The sequence below is a fragment of the Leptolyngbya sp. FACHB-321 genome, from assembly GCF_014695975.1.
Taxonomy (GTDB): domain Bacteria; phylum Cyanobacteriota; class Cyanobacteriia; order Leptolyngbyales; family Leptolyngbyaceae; genus Stenomitos.
The window spans coordinates 40,870-60,913 of the sequence record NZ_JACJPI010000073.1 but is presented as its reverse complement, the minus strand read 5'-3'; the positions used below and the strand labels follow the sequence as shown (position 1 = coordinate 60,913).

Annotated in this window: 19 protein-coding genes; 12 read left to right on the top strand and 7 right to left on the bottom strand. The window is 51.2% G+C overall.

Going from position 1 to position 20,044, the window contains the following annotated elements; genetic code table 11:
• Nucleotides 1-25: 25 nt before the first annotated feature.
• Nucleotides 26-838, top strand: a complete 813-nt coding sequence (locus tag H6F76_RS20370) for a methyltransferase domain-containing protein (protein ID WP_190511038.1) — start codon at nucleotides 26-28, stop codon at nucleotides 836-838.
• Between the two features lie 51 nt (nucleotides 839-889).
• Nucleotides 890-1,786: a tetratricopeptide repeat protein gene (locus H6F76_RS20365; protein WP_190511035.1), complete on the top strand. Its 897-nt coding sequence runs from the start codon at nucleotides 890-892 to the stop codon at nucleotides 1,784-1,786.
• Nucleotides 1,787-1,903: 117 nt separating this feature from the next.
• Here the strand turns inward: H6F76_RS20365 and H6F76_RS20360 are convergent, their stop codons facing one another.
• Nucleotides 1,904-2,692 (bottom strand): TIGR01548 family HAD-type hydrolase, encoded by a 789-nt coding sequence (locus H6F76_RS20360; RefSeq protein ID WP_190511226.1) that lies wholly within the window; start codon nucleotides 2,690-2,692, stop codon nucleotides 1,904-1,906.
• A gap of 196 nt (nucleotides 2,693-2,888) precedes the next feature.
• Here H6F76_RS20360 and H6F76_RS20355 point away from each other — a divergent pair, with 196 nt between their 5' ends.
• Both H6F76_RS20355 and glgB read left to right on the top strand, forming a co-directional pair.
• Nucleotides 2,889-3,188, top strand: coding sequence for a 30S ribosomal protein PSRP-3 (locus H6F76_RS20355; RefSeq protein WP_190447847.1), 300 nt, complete (start codon nucleotides 2,889-2,891; stop codon nucleotides 3,186-3,188).
• Between the two features lie 337 nt (nucleotides 3,189-3,525).
• Nucleotides 3,526-5,829 (top strand): 1,4-alpha-glucan branching enzyme, encoded by a 2,304-nt coding sequence (gene glgB, locus H6F76_RS20350; RefSeq protein ID WP_190511033.1) that lies wholly within the window; start codon nucleotides 3,526-3,528, stop codon nucleotides 5,827-5,829.
• Here the strand turns inward: glgB and H6F76_RS20345 are convergent.
• Nucleotides 5,823-6,380, bottom strand: coding sequence for a prepilin-type N-terminal cleavage/methylation domain-containing protein (locus H6F76_RS20345; RefSeq protein WP_190511031.1), 558 nt, complete (start codon nucleotides 6,378-6,380; stop codon nucleotides 5,823-5,825). The genes glgB and H6F76_RS20345 overlap by 7 nt on opposite strands.
• Nucleotides 6,381-6,538: 158 nt before the next feature.
• On the opposite strand from H6F76_RS20345, the gene pbpC reads away from it, so the two are divergent.
• Nucleotides 6,539-9,019: a penicillin-binding protein 1C gene (gene pbpC, locus H6F76_RS20340; protein ID WP_242036766.1), complete on the top strand. Its 2,481-nt coding sequence runs from the start codon at nucleotides 6,539-6,541 to the stop codon at nucleotides 9,017-9,019.
• Nucleotides 9,020-9,048: 29 nt separating this feature from the next.
• Here the strand turns inward: pbpC and H6F76_RS20335 are convergent, their stop codons facing one another.
• The 3 genes from H6F76_RS20335 to H6F76_RS20325 all read right to left on the bottom strand — a co-directional run bounded on the left by H6F76_RS20335 (nucleotide 9,049) and on the right by H6F76_RS20325 (nucleotide 12,109).
• Nucleotides 9,049-10,164, bottom strand: coding sequence for an FAD-dependent oxidoreductase (locus H6F76_RS20335; RefSeq protein ID WP_190511030.1), 1,116 nt, complete (start codon nucleotides 10,162-10,164; stop codon nucleotides 9,049-9,051).
• A gap of 110 nt (nucleotides 10,165-10,274) precedes the next feature.
• The gene (gene psbQ, locus H6F76_RS20330) at nucleotides 10,275-10,718 is read right to left on the bottom strand and encodes a photosystem II protein PsbQ (RefSeq protein WP_190511028.1); all 444 of its coding nucleotides are present in this window, start codon (nucleotides 10,716-10,718) and stop codon (nucleotides 10,275-10,277) included.
• Nucleotides 10,719-10,837: 119 nt separating this feature from the next.
• Complete coding sequence (locus H6F76_RS20325; protein ID WP_190511025.1) at nucleotides 10,838-12,109, bottom strand: Zn-dependent hydrolase; 1,272 nt, start codon at nucleotides 12,107-12,109, stop codon at nucleotides 10,838-10,840.
• A 158-nt stretch (nucleotides 12,110-12,267) separates the two neighbouring features.
• Here H6F76_RS20325 and H6F76_RS20320 point away from each other — a divergent pair, with 158 nt between their 5' ends.
• Nucleotides 12,268-12,669, top strand: coding sequence for a gamma-glutamylcyclotransferase (locus H6F76_RS20320; protein ID WP_190447861.1), 402 nt, complete (start codon nucleotides 12,268-12,270; stop codon nucleotides 12,667-12,669).
• Nucleotides 12,670-12,713: 44 nt separating this feature from the next.
• Nucleotides 12,714-13,847: a bifunctional diaminohydroxyphosphoribosylaminopyrimidine deaminase/5-amino-6-(5-phosphoribosylamino)uracil reductase RibD gene (ribD, locus tag H6F76_RS20315; protein ID WP_347276085.1), complete on the top strand. Its 1,134-nt coding sequence runs from the start codon at nucleotides 12,714-12,716 to the stop codon at nucleotides 13,845-13,847.
• 47 nt (nucleotides 13,848-13,894) lie between these two features.
• Here the strand turns inward: ribD and H6F76_RS20310 are convergent, their stop codons facing one another.
• Nucleotides 13,895-14,452, bottom strand: a complete 558-nt coding sequence (locus tag H6F76_RS20310) for a 2'-5' RNA ligase family protein (RefSeq protein ID WP_190447864.1) — start codon at nucleotides 14,450-14,452, stop codon at nucleotides 13,895-13,897.
• A 14-nt stretch (nucleotides 14,453-14,466) separates the two neighbouring features.
• Here H6F76_RS20310 and H6F76_RS20305 point away from each other — a divergent pair, with 14 nt between their 5' ends.
• The 4 genes from H6F76_RS20305 (at nucleotide 14,467) to H6F76_RS20290 (ending at nucleotide 17,646) form a co-directional block, all read left to right on the top strand.
• The gene (locus tag H6F76_RS20305; RefSeq protein WP_190447866.1) at nucleotides 14,467-14,733 is read left to right on the top strand and encodes a YciI family protein; all 267 of its coding nucleotides are present in this window, start codon (nucleotides 14,467-14,469) and stop codon (nucleotides 14,731-14,733) included.
• Nucleotides 14,734-14,938: 205 nt separating this feature from the next.
• Complete coding sequence (locus H6F76_RS20300) at nucleotides 14,939-15,124, top strand: hypothetical protein (RefSeq protein WP_190511023.1); 186 nt, start codon at nucleotides 14,939-14,941, stop codon at nucleotides 15,122-15,124.
• A gap of 224 nt (nucleotides 15,125-15,348) precedes the next feature.
• Nucleotides 15,349-17,052: a serine/threonine-protein kinase gene (locus H6F76_RS20295; RefSeq protein WP_190511021.1), complete on the top strand. Its 1,704-nt coding sequence runs from the start codon at nucleotides 15,349-15,351 to the stop codon at nucleotides 17,050-17,052.
• 54 nt (nucleotides 17,053-17,106) lie between these two features.
• Nucleotides 17,107-17,646, top strand: a complete 540-nt coding sequence (locus H6F76_RS20290; RefSeq protein WP_242036764.1) for an NUDIX domain-containing protein — start codon at nucleotides 17,107-17,109, stop codon at nucleotides 17,644-17,646.
• Nucleotides 17,647-17,695: 49 nt separating this feature from the next.
• Here the strand turns inward: H6F76_RS20290 and H6F76_RS20285 are convergent, their stop codons facing one another.
• Complete coding sequence (locus H6F76_RS20285; protein ID WP_190511019.1) at nucleotides 17,696-18,352, bottom strand: sigma-70 family RNA polymerase sigma factor; 657 nt, start codon at nucleotides 18,350-18,352, stop codon at nucleotides 17,696-17,698.
• Nucleotides 18,353-18,811: 459 nt separating this feature from the next.
• On the opposite strand from H6F76_RS20285, the gene H6F76_RS20280 reads away from it, so the two are divergent.
• Entirely contained in the window at nucleotides 18,812-19,648 is an 837-nt protein-coding gene (locus H6F76_RS20280) for an Npun_R2479 family HD domain-containing metalloprotein (protein ID WP_190447876.1), read from the top strand.
• The last annotated feature ends 396 nt before the right edge of the window (nucleotides 19,649-20,044 follow it).

The window sequence follows — 20,044 nt, the reverse complement described above, 5'->3', positions numbered from 1 at the left end:
TTTGAGGAGAAAAGGATCTGAACTCATGACCAACACTGTCAATGCGCCACACCGTCTGAGGCTAAAAGTTGAAGGCTTGCTCAAAAAAGTCTTCCGCGCGTCCTCCGATCTAACGCAAACGCTGTCGCAAACCATTGCGCCCTCTACGTTCGATCGCCGGGGTGTTGCCGACCATTACCTCAAAGGCAAGGGCATTGAAATCGGCGCTTTACATAATCCGCTTCACGTCTCCGATACAATCCAGGTGCAATACGTAGACCGGATGTCTGTTGCAGACCTCAAAAAGCACTATCCCGAGCTAAGCGAGCTGCCACTGGTTGAGGTAGATATTCTGGATGACGGTGAAGAGCTAACCCATATTCCCCCTGCCTCGCAAGATTTTGTGATTGCTAACCACTTCATTGAGCACTGCCAAAATCCGATCAAAACAATGCAGAGTATGCTGAGGGTGCTTAAGCCCGCGGGCATTCTCTACATGGGCATACCAGACAAACGGTATACCTTCGATGTTCATCGTCCACTGACGACGATCGACCATCTCCTCAAAGACTATAACGAGGGTCCAGAATGGTCGAAGAAACAGCATTTTCTAGACTGGGCAAAATTTCCTTCGTTGGGCTATACCAGTGAACAGGACGGTCAAGACGACCCCAGAATCGAAGCAGAAGCTGATCGCTTTATAGCGATGGACTACAGCATTCACTACCACGTTTGGACACAGACCGAAATTCTAGAATTGCTAGCGACCTTACAGAAAACCTTGCAGTTTGGGTTTGAAGTCGAGCTGTTTCTCAAGAACAAAGATGAAATGATTCTCGTTTTGCGAAAAAATGCTTGACTGCTGCTCATGCTCACTCAATTCTCCTGGCTCTCTATTCGGTAGTCTTTTATGATTCGCCTCTTTCTGTTTCTCTTGAGTGTTCTTCTCTCTAGCCTTCTGGTCTGGTTTCCCTATCCAGCCCTGGCAGTAGAACAGATTCCCGTGGCAGCTTCAGCAGCAGCGCCAGCAGAAACCGTACCGCCACCAGAAGCAGCTTCGCCTTCACCAGCAGCACCCCAGGTAACAGCGCTAGACCTTTACAAGCAGCTTGATGCGATCGCCGACAAAGCCTTTAAAGCAACCAATGAAGGCGACTTCCGTACGGCTGAGGACTATTGGACGCAAATCATTGAGACACTGCCTCAAACAGCGGCTGCCTGGAGTAACCGAGGCAATGCCAAAGTGAGCCAAAATAAATTGCAGAGTGCTCTCGTTGACTACAACAAGGCGATCGAGCTAGCGCCAGATGCGCCTGATCCATACCTGAACCGTGGCACCGCACTAGAAGGTTTGGGCAAGTGGGAAGAGGCGATCGCCGACTACAATCGTGTTTTGGAACTCGATCCTAAAGATCCCGCTGCTTTTAACAATCGCGGCAATGCCAAAGCTGGGCTGGGGCAATGGGAAGCCGCCGTAGTCGATTACAAACAAGCGACCGAGCTTGTCCGTGATTATGCGTTTGCTAACGCCAACTATGCTCTAGCGCTTTATCAGCTTGGTAAGCAGGATGAAGCTGTTCGCAAAATGCGGAATCTGGTGCGCAAATATCCTCAATTTGCCGATATGCGTGCCGCCCTCACTGCCGCACTTTGGGCGCAGGGAAAACAAGGAGAAGCCGAAAGTCAATGGGTTTCAGCCGTTGGTCTCGACTCGCGCTACAAAGATCTAAATTGGCTCAGAAACGATCGCCGCTGGCCCCCAGAAATGGTGTCTGCAATGGAGAAGTTTTTGAAGCTAAAAGCGTAGATAAAGAAGGCAGGGGAGTTAAGGAGAGTGAAGGGCAAAGGGGGAGGAAGATTAAAGGTGAAAGCTAAACCATCTTCTCTTGCACCCCTTTCCCTCTGCTCTTTCCTCTACACTTGCTTACCCCCTCACTAATTTCTCGATCGCCTCTACGGTCAACTCCTGCACATTGTCATAAACGATCTGTGCGCCTGCTTGCTGGAGTGTAGCAATGTAGGCTTGCTTGTTGACCTCAGTTTTTTGAACATGGGGTGGCAAAACGCCAACGGCAAACCACGGGCGATCGGGCTGGACTTGGCGCACCTTAGTAATCGTGTGCATATCTGCCACTGTATCGCCCACATAGATTACAGGCGCGGCATCAGAACCATGCAGCAGGCGCACTGTTTGCAGTAACCCAGTCGGATCAGGTTTGCCGGGTGCATCTTCCATGGCTACGAGAACGGGCGATCGCAGTCCCAAGCGTTGCTCCAGAATATAGCGTGCCGATCCCGTCGTGGCACCGCTAAAAAAGCCCCACAAAATGCCTGCCTGAGTCAACTGCTCTAGATAGGCTGGTTGCAGTAGCAGCGGCTCCTGACAGATATAGCCTGTCCAGTGTGTTGGGTCTGTGCCGCGATAACGAGACTGAAAGAAAGCAACCAGTTCGTCATAATCCAGCCTAATTGGGTTCGTGGCTGTAGCTTCTCGCGATCGTCCCTGTGCTTCAAAATAGCGGTAGAGCAGCTCCTGAGACGCTTCCCAATCGTTGTTCCAGAGTCCTTCTGTTTTGAGTGCATCAATATCCTCCGGTGACGGACGATAGGCTCCTTGCGTGAAATGTTCGACGGTATCTGCTAACGCACGGCGATACGATCCTCCCACATCACGAATCACGCCATCAATGTCAAAAACGACGATTGCCTCCATATCCATTACGCCTGCCTGCTCTATTTCTACTCTTAGCACCATACCGAATCATGCTGCCTGCATCTATACCCTACACGTTTGCCCAACCGCGCACTTACGGCTGATTCCGAGGATTATGCTGGTGATTCTTCCGGCAGTAAGATAGAATGCTAAGTTGCAGAGCAAGCGAAATGTTTGGGACAAGCTGGAGGTTGGGTTGTCGAAGTTTATTTTAAAAGTTCTCTGGTTAGATGAGAACGTTGCATTAGCTGTCGATCAGGTTGTAGGCAAGGGTACTAGCCCGCTGACATCTTACTTTTTTTGGCCCCGTAACGACGCGTGGGAACAGCTAAAGACAGAGATGGAAGCGAAGCATTGGATTTCTGAGGTCGATCGCGTTGAGTTGCTTAACCAGGCGACTGAGGTTATCAACTACTGGCAAGAGGAAGGCAAGCGGCGACCCATGGCGGAAGCGCAGGCAAAGTTTCCAGAGGTTACGTTTACAGGTAGCGCTTGAGGAACGGGCGATCGCGTGTTCTATTGCTAGGGCAAGGCGCGGAAAGCCTTTTTACACGAAAAACGAGCAAGCTCTAGGAGCTTGTCAAACGCATAACCGCCCTGACTGGTAGATGATAAAGTTGGGGCGGGTTTTGTGTTTATGTCTTTAGATCGGTGGTAGTTCGGCTCTTGCTATGATTAAGTCGAGCAATGGTAGACCGATGCCGCCTAAAATTATGTACTGAGGCAAATAAAATTTGAGACTTTAGCAATGATTTGCTACGGTTTATTACAGTTGATTACGCATCATTTAACCTATTTTGCGACTTAATATTTTTTCTTAGGCAGGTAGCTTCATGACAATGACCATCACTTCAGACCAAGTAGAGCGGATCGTTTGGAATCAGCATCATGATCCGTTTGAGGTGCTGGGTCCCCATATGGTAGAGAACGATGGTCAGCAAGCCTGGATTGTGAGAGCCTATCAGCCGAATGCTGACGCTGTTTGGGTAGTGCTGCCAGAGCAACGGGCAGAATATCCTATGCAAGCAACCCACCATCCTCACTTCTTTGAGTGCACGATCAAGGGTGTCGAACTTTCTAACTATCAATTTCGCTTGCAAGAAGGTGAACACGAGCGCTTTATCTACGACCCGTATGCGTTTCGATCGCCCTACCTGACTGATTTCGACGTTCATCTCTTTGCAGAAGGCAATCATCATCGCATCTACGAAAAGATGGGTGCCCACCTGACCGAAATGAACGGTGTTAGCGGTGTCTATTTTGCTGTCTGGGCGCCCAATGCTCGCAGCGCGTCTGTGCTGGGTGACTTCAACTCCTGGGATGGTCGCAAGCACCAGATGCGGAAACTGGGTGGTGGCATTTGGGATCTCTTTATTCCCGAAATTGGCGTGGATGCTCGCTACAAGTACGAGATCAAAAACCAGGATGGTCACATTTACGAAAAATCTGACCCCTATGGCTTTCAGCAAGAGGCGCGGCCCAAAACTGCGTCGATCGTCACCAATCTTGAAACCTACACCTGGAATGACGATGACTGGATGGCACAGCGCCGTCATACGGAACCACTAACCCAGCCGATCACCGTTTATGAGTGTCATCTTGGCTCCTGGCTGCACGCTGCCTCTAATGAACCTGCTCTGTTACCGAACGGTGAGCCAGAACCCGTTGTGGCCGTTTCTGAACTTAAACCTGGAGCACGGTTTCTGACCTATCGGGAACTCGCTGCCAAACTCATTCCCTACGTGAAGGATCTGGGCTTCACGCATATCGAACTGCTGCCGATTGCCGAACACCCGTTTGACGGTTCCTGGGGTTACCAGGTTGTAGGTCACTACGCCTGCACCTCTCGCTACGGCACCCCGCAAGACTTTATGTACTTTGTGGATCAGTGCCATGCTCAAGGTATTGGTGTCATCGTGGACTGGGTTCCTGGTCATTTCCCTAAAGACGGGCACGGGCTAGCGTTTTTTGACGGCACCCACCTTTACGAACATGCTGATCCTCGCAAGGGGGAACACAAGGAATGGGGCACCCTCGTTTTTAACTACGCCCGTAACGAGGTGCGGAATTATCTCGTCGCCAATGCCCTCTTCTGGTTTGACAAATACCACATTGACGGGATTCGTGTGGATGCTGTTGCATCAATGCTCTACCTCGACTACTGTCGCGAACCAGGTGAATGGCTCGTGAACCAGTATGGTGGCAGAGAAAATATTGAAGCGGCAGATTTTCTTCGCCAGATGAACCACACTGTCTTTAGCTATTTTCCTGGCGTTCTGTCGATCGCAGAAGAATCGACCTCATGGCCTATGGTCTCCTGGCCCACCTACGTTGGTGGTCTGGGCTTCAACCTAAAGTGGAACATGGGCTGGATGCACGACATGCTGGACTATTTCCACATGGATCCGTGGTTCCGTCAGTTTCACCAAAACAACCTCACCTTCAGCATCTGGTATAACCACAGCGAAAACTTCATGCTGGCGCTCTCTCATGATGAGATTGTCCACGGCAAGAGCAATATGCTGGGTAAAATTCCGGGGGATGAATGGCAAAAATTTGCGAACTTGCGCTGCCTGTACGCCTATATGTACACGCATCCCGGTAAGAAGACGCTGTTTATGAGCATGGAGTTTGGGCAGTGGAACGAGTGGAACGTTTGGAGTGATTTAGACTGGCAGGTGCTTCAGTTCGAACCTCACCAAAAGCTCAAGCACTTCCTAGGAGCACTAAACCAGCTTTATCGCAGTGAACCAGCGCTTTATACTCAAGACTTTGGTCAGGATGGCTTTGAGTGGGTTGACTGTAGCGATAATCGCCATAGCGTTGTTTCGTTCATTCGTAGGGCTAAAGATTCCGACGAATTTGTCGTGACGGTGTGCAATTTTACGCCTCAACCTCACTCACATTATCGTGTGGGTGTGCCTCAGCAAGGTTTCTATACCGAGCTGTTTAACAGCGATTCGCGTGAATATGGCGGCAGTAATATGGGAAATCTTGGCGGGAAGTGGACAGAAGAATGGGCGTACCACAATCAGCCTTATTCGATTGACCTCTGTTTGCCACCGCTGGGGACGTTGGTCTTGAAGATCGATCGTGAAAAAACGGAAAAGGTGTTGAACGCGTTTAACCATCAGTAGCAAAACTTGTCGTCTTTTTTGGTTGGATGCTCTGTCCCGGTGCGAAGCTTTCCTAATAGCGTCGAGACAATGACACAGCGTTTGGCTTTGCCGCCGCTTATGGCAGACAGGGTAAGCCTTCCAAGAGACCCATTAACAGTGCCGTCGTGGTCAAACTGTACTCTGCGAACGCCATCTGACTGCTGTAACGTTGTTTCGTCATCCATTTTCACATTGGCGTCGAGCCGGTTCCAGAGTGCTGCCGTTGGTGTAACACTGACTGGGTGGATTGCCCATTGGATCACTCCGTCCGGGTTTCGAAAACTAGCTTGCATAGCGATGCGTTTGTGTTTGGCGCGATTCTGAGCGTCGTACATGACTTGCAGCACTCTTTCTTGAGCAGCGTTGAGGCGCTGTAGCTTGACCAACTCTGCCCAACTAGGAGCCATAATGGCAAACAGAGTGCTGCTAATGACGATAGCCACAATCATTTCTAGCAAGGAGAACCCGGCAGCAGGCGGCTGAGAGAACTGCTTGGCGAGAGCAGTCCTATAGTGAGGCTTAATTTTCATCAAGAAGCACCCTGGCGATCGCAAGACAGACCCTGTTTGATCTGTTTCATAGTTCCCAGAGGATTCTTGGGTTTAACAGATTGTGTGACTTGCCGGATAGCCTGTAGCGTGGAATGTAGTCAACTGACAGCGACGTTGGCGATGCAGAGGAGATGGCGATGCAGCAACGCAGGTGGTTACACACCAAGCAACTGAAAAACATGATTCAGGTGCAGCGACGATGGCTGCTTGTCCTTACAGGATGGTATGCCAAACATTCACTTGCCAAGCTCATCCTGACGCTGGTTGTCTTGGTGATCGTGGTGCGATCACTGCCCTACCTGGCTCCCATTCGGGCTGTGCATTTGGTGCAAGATCAGCAGGCGATCGAGTTTACTGATCGTAATGGGTTGCTGCTGGGCACTGTGCTAACGCGCGACCAGGAGCATACCGTTACTGTGCCGTTGCAGCAGGTGTCGCCTCACTTTATCCAGGCGATCGTGGCAGCAGAGGATCGGCGGTTCTATCAGCATGGGGCGTTGGATGGTTGGGCGATCGGGCGTGCCATGTTGGAAGCGCTTCAAGCCCGTCAGATTGTCAGTGGTGCCTCGACCATTACGATGCAGCTTGCGCGGATGCTAGAACCGTCGCCCCGCACCTTGCCAGAGAAGCTAAAGGAAATCTGGCTCTCCTGGCGCTTAACCGCTGGCATGAGCAAAGACGAAATCCTTCAGGCATATATCAATCGGCTGCCCATGGGCGGCAACATTTACGGCGTAGAAGCGGCAGCACGCATTTATTTCGGCATTCCTGCTAGCGATCTAAACGTTGCTCAAGCCAGCGTCTTAGCGGCAATTCCGAATGATCCAAATCATCTCAACCCCTACGATCACTGGGAGGCGCTAAAACGACGGCAGACGTATGTCCTTGACCGTATGACCCAGGATCGGTATCTCAGCCGTGCAGAAGCGGATCGAGCGTGGCAAGAAGAACTATCGCTACAACGTCGGCAGCAGGGCATTGTTGCAGCACCACACTTTCTGTTTTGGTTAGCTGATCAGCGATCGACCCATCCTGCTCAGGTACAGACGACGATCGATCTCCCCTTGCAGCAGTTTGCTGAAGCGCAAGTGCAGCAGATGATCCAAGCTTTAGCGCCACATAATGTCCATCATGCCGCAGCTTTGGTGCTAGATAACCGTTCTGGCGATGTGCTGGCGTATGTCGGGTCACCGGACTACTTTGCAGATGCTCAAAAAGGTCGAAACGACGGTGTGCAAGCGCTCCGTCAACCTGGTTCTACGCTCAAACCCTTCCTTTACGAACTAGCGCTGGAGCGACGAGTGATTCGTCCGAATACGATCCTTGCTGACATTCCGACCCGCTATGCTATTCCCGGTGCCCAGCTTTACACGCCCTCAGACTACAGCGAAACCTTTCAAGGACCTGTGCGTGTGCGTGTCGCTTTAGCAAACTCTTTGAACGTGCCTGCCGTACGGGTGCTGGAGAAGGTGAGCGTGAAAGCGTTTCTCGATCGCCTCCATCAGCTTGGTTTTACCCACCTGACTCAAACCGCTGACCACTATGGCTTGGGGCTTGCTCTCGGCGGCGGCGAAGTCAGCCTGTGGGAGCTAGCACGAGCCTATTTGGTCTTGGCAAATCAAGGACAGCCAGTGGCGTTGAGGGGGATGAGAGAGGCAGAAGGCAGGAAGCAGGAGGCAGAAGGCAGAAGGCAAAAGGCAAAAGGCAGAAGGCAGGATGAACGCAAAACCCAAAATGCAAAACTTCTCATTCCTTATGCTCCATCTTCCATCCCTCATGCTTCATCCTCCACTTGGTCTCTCATCACCGATATGCTGAATGATCCGCACGCTCGTGCTAAAGCGTTTGGGGTTGATTCGCTGTTGAGTCTGCCGTTTCCGGCAGCGGTTAAAACCGGAACCTCGTCTGATTTTCGCGATACGTGGACGATCGGTTTTACCAGAGACTACACCGTGGCGGTCTGGGTTGGTAATTTTGATGGCGCACCGATGCGTCAAGTGTCAGGTATTACGGGTGCGGCTCCGTTGTGGAATCGTATCATGCTGCATTTGCATGAACAGCGAGAACCAAGCGCTTTTCCAGCACCCAGTGGGCTAGTCAAGCGTCCAATCTGTGCGCTGTCGGGTGCGCGGCCTACCCCTGCTTGTCCCTCGGTGGTGCAGGAGTATTTCGAGCCACAGGCTTTGGGTGAGTACGATCGCCAACCCGATCCGTTTTATCAAGCAGTGGCAACTAGCAAGGGGCAGCGCGAGTATCGCTTGAAACTGCCGCCAGAATACAACGAATGGCTGGCAATGCAGCCGCTTATACCAACCGCTGCCGATGGTTTAAGAATTCTTTCACCTCGTAATGGTGATGTCTTTTTACTAGAACCTGGAGCCACTGACTCTGCTCAGCGACTTCAATTTAAGCTGGCAAGCCCATCAAACCAAACTGTGGAATGGCTGCTGAATGGGCAACCGCTCGCAACTCAAACCCCTGGCTCCATTTTTTGGGTGCCGAAGCCGGGACGTTGGACGTTGCTGGTGAAAACTGGCGACAGGAGCGATCGTGTCAGCTTTGAAGTACAGATGGCAGAAACTCGATCGACCCGCAAGGGTTTTTCTGTTGCCCAGTAAAGAGAGAACGGTTCTCTCAAACTTGTTTGTTAGCCAACACCAATAAGTTGTCGAATCTTTTCTGCTGTTGCAGGTGCCAGCAGGACGCCATTGCGGTAGTGCCCCGTTGCTAGCAGCACGTTGCCATAACCTGAAAGGTGTTCGACGATCGGGGCAGGGCGACCTTCGGGTCGGGGACGCAACCCTGACCAGGCACGGATAATCGCTGCTTCTGAAAAAGCTGGGCAAAGGGCGATCGCCTGCTGCATAACTGTCTCCAACGCCATTGCATCTGGTGTGGATGCTAGTGTGCCAGTCGGAAACTCTACCGTTGCGCCAATCCAGTAGTCCTTGCCGCTTAGCGGGACGATATGAACATCTTCACCTGTAATCACAGGCTGCGGTTGCAATGTTTTTAGCGGGTACGGTAGCCGCACATGGATTGCTTGCCCCAAGACAGGACGAAGATCAACAGGCTGCTGAAGTGTGGCAGTTAGTGGCGTAGAACCTAAGCCAGCAGCAATCACCAGCCAGTCTGTTGGCAGCGTACCCTTAGTCGTTTGAATCTGCTGACACAGTTGTAAAGCGGTTTCAGAAAGTAAATGAGAGCGATCGCAGCATTCAACGCCCTCAACATTGGTATCAAACTGAAATGTCACGCCCTTTTGTGCGGCGGCAGCTACCAACGCTTGTGTGAGTGCAGTTGGATCAACCTGTCGATCGTCCGGCGAATAAACTGCTGCCGTCACTCGTTCCAAACCAAGTTGGGGATAGTTAGCTGCTAGTTGGGCGCGATCGAGCATCTCTAGCTGAAAACCCTTCGATCGCCGGATTTCTACTAGTTTGTGCCAGCGTTCCAACGGCTCCCCTTCAAAACAAAGGCGCAATAGACCATGTTTGTTAAACAAAATGGTCTGACCAGTGATTGCTTCTAGCGCAGGAATCCAGGCGTTGTAGCGCTCAATGCCTGTTAGCCGCATCCGCAAGTTGTTGCCCTTTGTTTTCTGACTAATGACTGCCATCAGCACACCGAGCGCTGCCCCCGTTGCCGCTTGAGCAGGCTGCTGACGATCGAGTACTGTTACTGCCAAACCTTCAACATCACTGAGTTCATAGGCGATCGCTGCCCCAACCACACCACAGCCGACGATTACAACGTTAGTCATGCACTGTAAGGGGAACAGTTTTGAGTCACCGTCAGTGAAGCAGTGAGCCGTCGCTGCAAGCAATAGGGGAAGCGCTGAAAGCCTGCTTCCTCTTTTCGGCTCCTTACTCCCTAACTTTTAGGCACTAGCTCCAGAAAGTCATTGAGACCCGCCACTGTCTTGCTTAGATTGCGAACTGCTACTTTGTAATCCGCTTTCTCGGCGGCGGCATCAAGCGCTACTAGGCTTTGGAAGGTTTCTTTTGCTAGTGCAGCAGCTTTTTCCTGATCATTGGGAAGTAGATTGCGCGAAAGATAGATCATCTTGGTACGCAGTTCTCCCAATGGACCGTGAATGAAGTTACGCACAAAAGTCCAGTTTTCTTTTTGCACCAGATCGGCAAGCTCGGGCAGGCGATCGCGCAGTTCTAAAAGATCCCCTGCATACGTTTGAATTTCCTCTACCTGTGCTGTGGTGTAAGACAGCAGCTTTGTTTCTGTAACGCTGCTACAACTAACCAGCATCGTAGTGAGCAGCATTAAAACAAAAGCGATAACAGATCGATACGTGACCATGACTTAGTTCCGTTTTAACGAGCGTAAAACTACTTACAAGCGAAAAGTTTATCTGGTTTGTGAACGAATGTATATCTCACTTGAGTTTAATGCCTCAGGCCTCGGTCGTGAGCGTCTTCTTAGCCGTTAATAGCTGTCTCGTTGATTGGGTACGCTTGATCCAACTGCAAAAAGGTATGCAGTAGGACGTTGGCACCTTGAGCACATTGTTCCGGTGTTGTGTATTCGTCGATTGAGTGACTGATGCCATTCTGGCTAGGGACAAAAATCATGCCCATATCGGTGAAACGTCCAATCTCTTGGGCATCGTGTCCGGCGCGACTGGGAAGACAAATGTAAGGTAAGGCAAGCTGCTCGGAAACCTGCTTGATCACTTCTTTGATATGGGGAGCCGCAATAGTAGGCAGGATATGAAGCGTCTCGCGGAGGGTAAATTCGGTCTGGGTAGCAGTGGCGATCGCGGCAAATTCATCCTTCAAGCGGTTCACCAACAACTCCAGGTGTTCTTGGGACAGATCGCGCAGGTCAATACGGAAATCGACGTTACCAGGCACCGTGTTTGTCGCATTAGGCGAAACATTGAGATATCCAACTGTTGCCACCTGATCACCAGGAATTTCAACTCCGACTTTGTTCACTGCCAGCACCATCTGAGCCGCAGCCACCAGTGCATCTTTCCGCAGATGCATAGGTGTTGTGCCTGCGTGATTCATGCGTCCCATCACGTTGACCGCAAACCGATACTGTCCCACAATGCCATCTACCACCCCGATTGGCACCGCTTGATGCTCCAGCACGCCGCCTTGCTCGACATGGAGTTCTACGAAGGCAGCCAGCTCTGAACGGGTGCGTTGAGCCGTAGAAATCTTTGACCAATCTCCCCCAATCCTTTGTAGACACTCCTGAATCGGTGAGCCATCTAACCGCGCGTAATACTCTGGTGGTTCTTTGACCTCGCCCGCCATCGCCTTGCAGCCCAGTACTGAACGCTCTTCATCCGTAAAGACAATGACTTCAAGGGGATGGTTCAGCCGCGTGTTCTGTTCATGCAGCACTCGCACCACTTCAATGCCTGCTAAAACACCCAGGCAGCCATCGTAGCGTCCTGCGATCGGCACAGTGTCAATGTGTGAGCCAGTTGCCAATGCTGCTGCCCCTTGGTAGCGTCCTGCATAGCTGCCAATGATGTTACCTGCCGCATCAACCCGAACAGTCATCCCTGCCTCGATCATCCAGGCTTGCACCTGTTGACGCGCTAATAAATCGTCAGCGCTAAAGGCAAGCCGACTCACGCCACCGTCCGGCAGTTTGCCGATTTCTGCCAGTTGCCAGAGCGTACGGTTGAGGCGATCGCCATTGACTGTGAGCTTGGAAAGAACAGGCATCAGCATTCCCTCAGCTTTGATTCTTGGTGGTCTAACTTGTAACAAAGAACGGGCTAACCCTAAACTTAGAACAACCCAGCGGGAGCCAGTAGTTCAAGGTGTACAAATACTTGCTCAAAGTTCCTCCCGCTAAAATCCCTATTGTCACGAATTTAAGAGGCGTCATGACGGAAACGACGGGTGCGAAGCGAGTGTTTATTTGTGGATCGGCGCTACGGGGACAACCTGACCACGGCAACCTGCAAGCGGCAACGTTCATTCGAGAAGCCAAGACGCGATCGCAGTATCGCTTACACGCCGCTGCCGATGGCTGGCATCCTGCTATTTACGAAGTTGCTGAGGGTGGCATTTCGATTCCGGGTGAAGTGTATGAACTAACGATCGCCGAGTACGAGCACCTGCTAGCCACCGAACCGCCTCATATGTATCCTGCTGATGTTGTTTTAGAAGATGGCGAGGTGCTGACGGCAATTCTCTACCCGCGTGAACTGGTTGAAAAGTACGGCTGGTTAGACATTTCTGACCTCGGTGGTTGGGCAGCGTATAAAGCCAGCGTTCTCAAGTGAGCCATGCCGCAGCAATGGACGATCCAGATCAGGACGATCCAAATATGAACGATTCAGCGATGGACAATTCAGGAATGGACGATCGTGCTCTGATGCAGCGCTGTCTGACTTTGGCACGACGGGCATTAGGACGCACGGCACCCAATCCCTTAGTGGGTTCTGTGATTGTGCAAGCAGGCACGATCGTCGGTGAAGGCTTTCATCCTGCTGCTGGACAGCCTCATGCGGAGGTCTTTGCGCTGCGAGAGGCAGGCGATCGCGCCCTGGGCGCAACGCTCTATGTAAATTTGGAGCCATGTAACCACTATGGACGCACGCCACCTTGTTCCGAGGCGATCGTTGCGGCAGGCGTGCAGCGCGTTGTGGTTGGCATGGTCGATCCGGATCCCAGAGTGTCGGGAGGTGGGATTGCCAGGCTTCGGCAGGCAGGCATCGAAGTCACGGTTGGCATCGAAGAAGCAGACTGTCGCAAGCTGAACGAAGCGTTTGTGCATCGGGTTTTGCACCAGCGTCCGTTTGGCATTTTGAAGTACGCCATGACGTTAGATGGCAAGATTGCGACCACTACCGGGCATAGTGCCTGGGTGACAGGTGCCGCCGCTCGTGCTGAAGTCCATCAGCTACGAGCCACTTGCGATGCTGTTATTGTGGGTGGCAACACCGTTCGGCGCGACAATCCTCTCCTCACGAGCCGTCAAGCAACCACGCCCTTACGAGTCGTGATGAGTCGATCGCTCGATCTGCCCCTCGATGCCCAACTTTGGCAAACAGCGATCGCCCCCACGTTAGTTTTCACTGAAGCAACAGCAAAACCAGATGTGCAAAACGCCCTCAGACAACAGGGCGTGGAAGTGATTGAAAGCACCTCCTTAACGCCTGCCAGAGTGATGGCGCATTTGTACGATCGCGGTTGTCTCAGCGTCTTGTGGGAATGTGGCGGTACGCTGGCAGCACGAGCGATCGCGGATGGTGCGATCCAAAAAGTCCTTGCCTTCGTCGCCCCCAAAATCATCGGCGGCAGCACGGCACCCTCTCCAGTCAGCGATTTGGGTTTCACAACAATGACAGAGGCACTGTTACTGGAACAACTGCAATGGCGATCGATCGGGTCAGATTTGTTAATCGAGGGCTATTTGCCAATCGAGCGATTGACACTTAAGGACATACGCACGAATTAATGGCCGACCGCTGATAGCTGAACGCTAATAGTTAAACGCTAGAGCCGTTAACTTGCTAAAAACGCAAATTTTGTGTCAACGCTCCACTGATGCCCATCATGCCTTAACAAGGTTAGATGAGTGGCCGTAAACTCAAGCTCCAGGGGGCGCGACTGAAACTCTGCCCAAGCCGCCCGAAAATTTTCTGGTGTCAAATCGCGGAAACCAACGGTCATGTGCGGCGCATACGATCGCGTTTTTGCACTCAAATTGACAATCCCTAGAGACTCTTCCAAACGATGCATTAACGCGGTCTGTAGGGTCAGCAGCGCCGCTGACTTGATAACATTGATATAAATCACGCGCGGTGCAAATGCCCCAAAACCCGACAGCATAATGGGTATTGGCGCAAATTGAGCAGCAAACTCGTTTAAGGTTGCGCTCAGGTCAGAATGCGTTGCCGTCCTCCATTCAAAAGGCGGCTGTAACGTGATGTGGGGTGGTGATTTTAGCGCTGCGCGACTGTTGTAGCGATCGACAAAAACCTGCTTCACCTCATTGGCGTAGTCCTGAATCGCCTGTGATGGTAACAACGCAACAAAAAAACGATCGTTTGTTTGACTCAAAGGAACACCTTGTCATGCCGTGGTTCGTCAAGATTGAAGAAGGAATCGTCGATAAGCCCCTATTCGACCAATATGTTCCGGCTCACAAAGCCTTCGTGCGCGGTTTAATTGCCAAAGGACACCAGGCAAAATCGGGCTATTGGGGTTGCTATGGCGGCGGTATGCTTCTCTTTCAAGCCGCTTCGATGGATGAAGCCGCCGCGATCGTAGCGCAAGATCCGCTTGTACAGAATGGCTGCGTGCATTACAAACTGTACGAATGGCGAGTGGCTGTGGAGTAGAGCATGGAGAGTTCTGCTCAGGGCGAATCCAGCGTGATGGAAGAGAAGGGTTCACCGCTTGACTCTGTAATGCTTTTGAAGGACGCAAAGACCGTCGCCGATCAACTAATGTTGATGTGTTCAATGCTTCAGGCTTGCTACCACATAGCCTTGTTAAACTGCTTACTTGTTAAACTGCTTAACATTCGCTACAGCCATATTAAGGTTGCTTTCGCAAACGATCGCCCTTCCTCTAGCATTAGATGGTGACGGGCGTACTAATGGTGAGGCACGATCGCTGAAGCCATGCCGTAAGGGCATTATGGTTTCCACCATTCCTGCAACTTTTCTTCAAGCGTTACGCGACAATTGCTTACAAATATGGCACGATTTTAGTACAGATGTCCTATAATTCTGTCAACCCTCAAGTGATTAAATTTGACGGTTGAGTTGTGAGCGTTGGGCATGAGATGGGCTAACATCTAGACCGCAACGGCTCCAGATTTTGCTGTTTAAGCGCCTTGCCTTTGGTTGTTTGCAGCAAAAAAAGTGCATTACCTCTGTCCGAAAGCTAGCTTTAGCGCCTTTTTAGCTGTTGCCCGTTTTGTCGATCGCCCACGTTAAGCCAACACTGCCATGCGCCCTCCGATCGCTCCTGGAACTCTGCTTCAAAACCGTTACTGTCTCATTGGTGCAGCGGGACAGGGTAAATTTGGTCAAACCTACCTGGCACGCGACCAAAAGCGGCTGAATGAACTTTGTGTCGTTAAAGAATTTACGCCAGTGCAGCAAGATCCTGCAGTGGTAGAAAGCTTGCGGCAGCGTTTTCATCAAGAAGTGTCAGGGTTGTATGAGCTTCAGCACCCGCAGTTGCCCCGCCTCCGCATGATGTTTGCCCAAGATGGGCGGTTCTACTGGATACGGGATTATGTGGAAGGCAAAAGCTACGGTGTGCTGTTGAGCGAGCGCCAAGCACAGGGGCAGTGTTTTTCCGAAGCAGAAGTCATTCAGTTTTTACTCAAAGTGTTGCCAGTGCTGACCTATCTGCATAATCGCGGAGTGGTGCATCGCAACCTGTCGCTCGATACGCTGATTTTGCGGCAGCAAGACCAGTTGCCGATCGTGATTAACTTTGGGCTGGTGCGAGAACTAGTCACGCAGTTGCAGCTTCATCCCCTTGATCAAAATGAGACCTTAGGAAAATGGGGCTTTGTGCCACCAGAGCAACTTCACGGCAAGGCTGACCCTACTAGTGATTTGTATGCTTTAGCAGTCACCGCGATCGCCCTCTTGACAGGGAAAATGCCACAAGCGCTCTATAACAGCCAGACTCAGCAGCTTGACTGGGAACCACTGGTGGCAGTAAACCCAACCTTAACGCGGTTGCTGCGCCAGATGCTGCATCCCCAGCCCAAAAAACGGCTTGCCTCAGCCGCACAGGTGTCACATATCTTAGAGCCATTGCTGGAAACCGCTGTTGTTGATGCCGCACCAATAAACACGCCCGAAGCAACCGAGGCAAGCGATGCCTTACAACCCTTCCCCACTCATTTACCTACAAAGAGCACGCCCGAAGCAACTGAAGCGAGCGATGCCTTACAACCCTTCCCCGCCCGCTTACCCAAAAAGCGTTTACGTCCCAAGCGGAAGGGCAACAGTGATCCACGTGCTTCTACCGCGATGGTGGTGGGTTTGGTGCTGCTGCTCGCTGCGATCGCCTGGCGGTTCTTGCCGCATAAACAGCCCACTGCCAAACCTGCGGTTTCACCGTCACCAGTGGCAGTGAGTCCTGCTGCTTCGCCGAATGAGCCTGCTGCCTCGCCAAGCCCATCTCCTAGCGCTAAAGCTGTTTCAGAGGACGCCTTGCGCGATCACCGTCGTCAGCTCAACATTGACTTTCAGTTCTTCACAAACCTGGTGGATGAGGCGTTTTACGCTAAGTATCCCCAACTGCGCTCGCAAAGCCTCGGCAATTCAGAACAAGCCAAGCTACGCACAGAATGGAACGCGATCGCCAGCAGCATCATGGACAAGCTGGCAACCCTCAAGCCTGAATCGCGTCAGAAGCTCGGTAGCTACCGCCGTAGAGACTATGATCAATGGCTGGCAACGTTAGGCGAAACGGGTGCCAAAAAGAGCCCACGGTTGGATGCACTGGCAGATGGTCGCTTTTGGCAACTGTTTCCTGATCAAAAGGGTAAGGCGCTGAATCCGCGCACGTTTGGGCAAGTCTGGTATGCGATCGCAGATGAGCAACTAAGTGCTGCCAAAGCCCAACCACTGACCAAGCTACCCCGTCCCACTTCTGGCAATGACACGAACGGGAATCGCTCTTTATAACGCAGTTCCTTATGACACAGTAGAGGAGTTCTTTACACGCCTCTAAACACAGTCATGCGCGATGTTCTACACTTCCAGGAAGCGGGACGGCTTAATCCTGTGGCTCCTGACGATCGGATGCCAGAAGCCGCTTACAGTACAGCACTCGACTTTTTGGTGTTTACCTGTGTGGATCTAGTTTTCACTTACCAGAACCAACTGCTGTTGGCAAAGCGAAATACCAAGCCGCGATCGTCCTGGTGGATTGTGGGTGGCAGAATGGCAGCAGGCGAAGAACCAAAAGCTACAGCGATCAGAAAAGCATGGCAAGAAGCTAACCTGAAAAATTTAGAGGCTACCCGCTTTCAGTGTGTTGGCGTTTATTCTACTTGTTTCGCGGTTCGCCATCAGCCCCCTCAGCATCACGGCTCTCATAGCGTGAACATTACATATCAAATCGAATTGACGTTAGAGGAGAAAGAGCAGGTTAAGTTGCGATCGGATGAATACGACATGTGGCGATGGGTCGAACCCAACCAACTAGAGAGTGTTCTCAGCCTTGATGACGAACTTGATCGAGCCTTACTAACAGTCGTGCAGGACCTGCAATGGTAGGGAAGCAATGCTAAACAAGACCCAGCGAACTAGGGTTGTAACTGAATACTTACTCGTCTAAATAGGGTTGTAACTGAAGCTGTAAGCGCTGACGGGCACGAGCGATCCTAGACTTGACGGTGCCCAGAGACGCTTTAGTGATTTCGGCAATTTCTTCGTAGCTCATGCCCTGGATTTCGCGGAGAACGATCGTCGTGCGGAAGACCTCTGGCAAATCAGCGATCGCCGCTTGCAGTTGCCCATAAAATTCTTGCCGACTCAATTCTTCGTCTGGCTCTGGCGTATCAGCCGCAATTTCCCAATCCATTTCGCCGTCGCTAAAGGTGATGGGCGCATCCAGAGATAAGGGAGTGGCATGACGTTTGCGCTTCCGCAGTTCGTCATAAAACAAATTGGTAGCAATGCGGCTCAACCAGCCCTGGAACTTGCTCGGTTCATTAAGCCGCCGAATGTTACGGTACACTCGAATCCAAACTTCCTGCACCAAATCTGCCCGATCTTGCCAATCGGGTGCGAGATGGTAAAGCACTTTTTCAACGTGAGACTGGTAGCGTCGCAACAATTCAGCGAACGCCGCTTTATCGGGACGATGATCAGCCTGACAGCGCAGAACTAGATCGTGGTTGGATAGGTCTTTTACTGACACCAATGCTTGAGGGATCATTGCCGTAACTGATGACCAGGATACAGGCAGATATGAGTCCATTGACAAACCTCACCCAAATAACTCAACCAAATTGCTGCCAGCCACCAAGACTCGTTCAGTTTGTCCGGGTCTCGCATTACTCTCAGGTTAGAAGTTACAGGGTTGATCGCCGCTGATTTAGGTGCCACTTGTCTAACTGTCAATTTTTGTTGCTAGAAGCTGCGCGATCGCCGTATTCAAGCTCAGGTTTTTTGTTGGCGATTGTAGGAGCTTAGTCCATTAATCAGTCTGAGTTGTTATACATGAAGAAGCTCACTGAGTTTAGTTGAATGTTCAGCATCTGCCACGTCATCCTGTATAAACGTTTCTAGAGTTCCTCGCGTCTATCGATAGCTATCGCCAAAAAGGTTAGGGCATTAGGAGCAGAGTGTGGAGGCAACGCCCTACTCGTCCTAACTATGCTGGCTATTGCTTGCTGTACCTTTTTCCCAACGCCTTTAACTCAAGCAAGTTGCTAGTATGTTCAACGCTACTGAACTTCTCATCGAAGACTTCGTTAAGAAACTCAAGGAAGGCTATCGCCGCACTTACGGAGGTTGGAAGTCTGACTATGAAGACATCATTGGTTGGGTTGGCTCGATGGCGATGGAAAATATTGCCAACAGTGATGCTCTGTACCACAACGTTGAGCATTCCATTTTAGTAACGCTGGTCGGGCAGGAGATTTTGCGCGGCAGGCACATTCGCATGGGTGGTGTTTCCTGCGAAGACTGGCTGCACTTCATCATTTCGCTCGTTTGCCATGATATTGGCTACGTGAAGGGCGTTTGCCGTCAAGATTGCGAAGGGAGGTATGCAACAGGCAAAGACGACAGTATGGTGAATCTGCCACCTGGCTCCTCGGATGCAGGCTTGACACCGTATCACGTCGATCGTGCCAAGCTGTTTATCGAAGAACGCTTCGGCGGACATAAACTTATTGATGCCGAACTGGTCAAGCGCAATATCGAACTAACTCGCTTTCCTGTTCCTGCTGCCGAAGATCATCAAGACACCATTAACTATCCTGGCTTAATTCGCGCCTCTGACCTGATTGGGCAACTTAGCGATCCTCGCTACTTAAAGAAAATCGGCGCACTGTTCTACGAATTTGAAGAAACGGGTGTTAATAAAGCTCTCGGCTATCGGCATCCCGGCGATCTCCGCAAAAACTATCCCAAGTTTTACTGGCATGGTGTGTTTCCGTACATCAAAGATGCACTCTACTACCTGTCTCTAACGCAGCAAGGAAAGCAGATTGTGGCAAATCTCTACTCCAACGTGTTTGTGATCGAGCATGAGCAGCCAGAAGATTAAAGAAACGGTAACTGATTGACACTTCTGGATTGAAGGATGCCCTTGCCTAGCCTTGTAAAGCTAGGGCGATCGTATTCATGGCATTCATCATGAAGTCTTTAACGGTTAGATAGCTCGACTACTCAATTTGTTTGCATAATCCCCACCTAATCTGTACGGGGTGGGGCAATTGGTCGCTAACGCTGTTGCTTCTTAGCAGCCTTATTAGGCTCTCCCAAATTTAAGGCAACAACTGCATAGCAAGCAGAGCAACTTGGGAAAAATAAAGATAAAGCAAGCGAACACAATGCGGAACTGCACGATGGAGTGAAGTAGCTTAATGTAGCACCTAAGCCCTAAGTGATTCCTTCTGCTACCTCGCAATAGTGACTACAGTTTGTCTCGATCGCGTAAAAG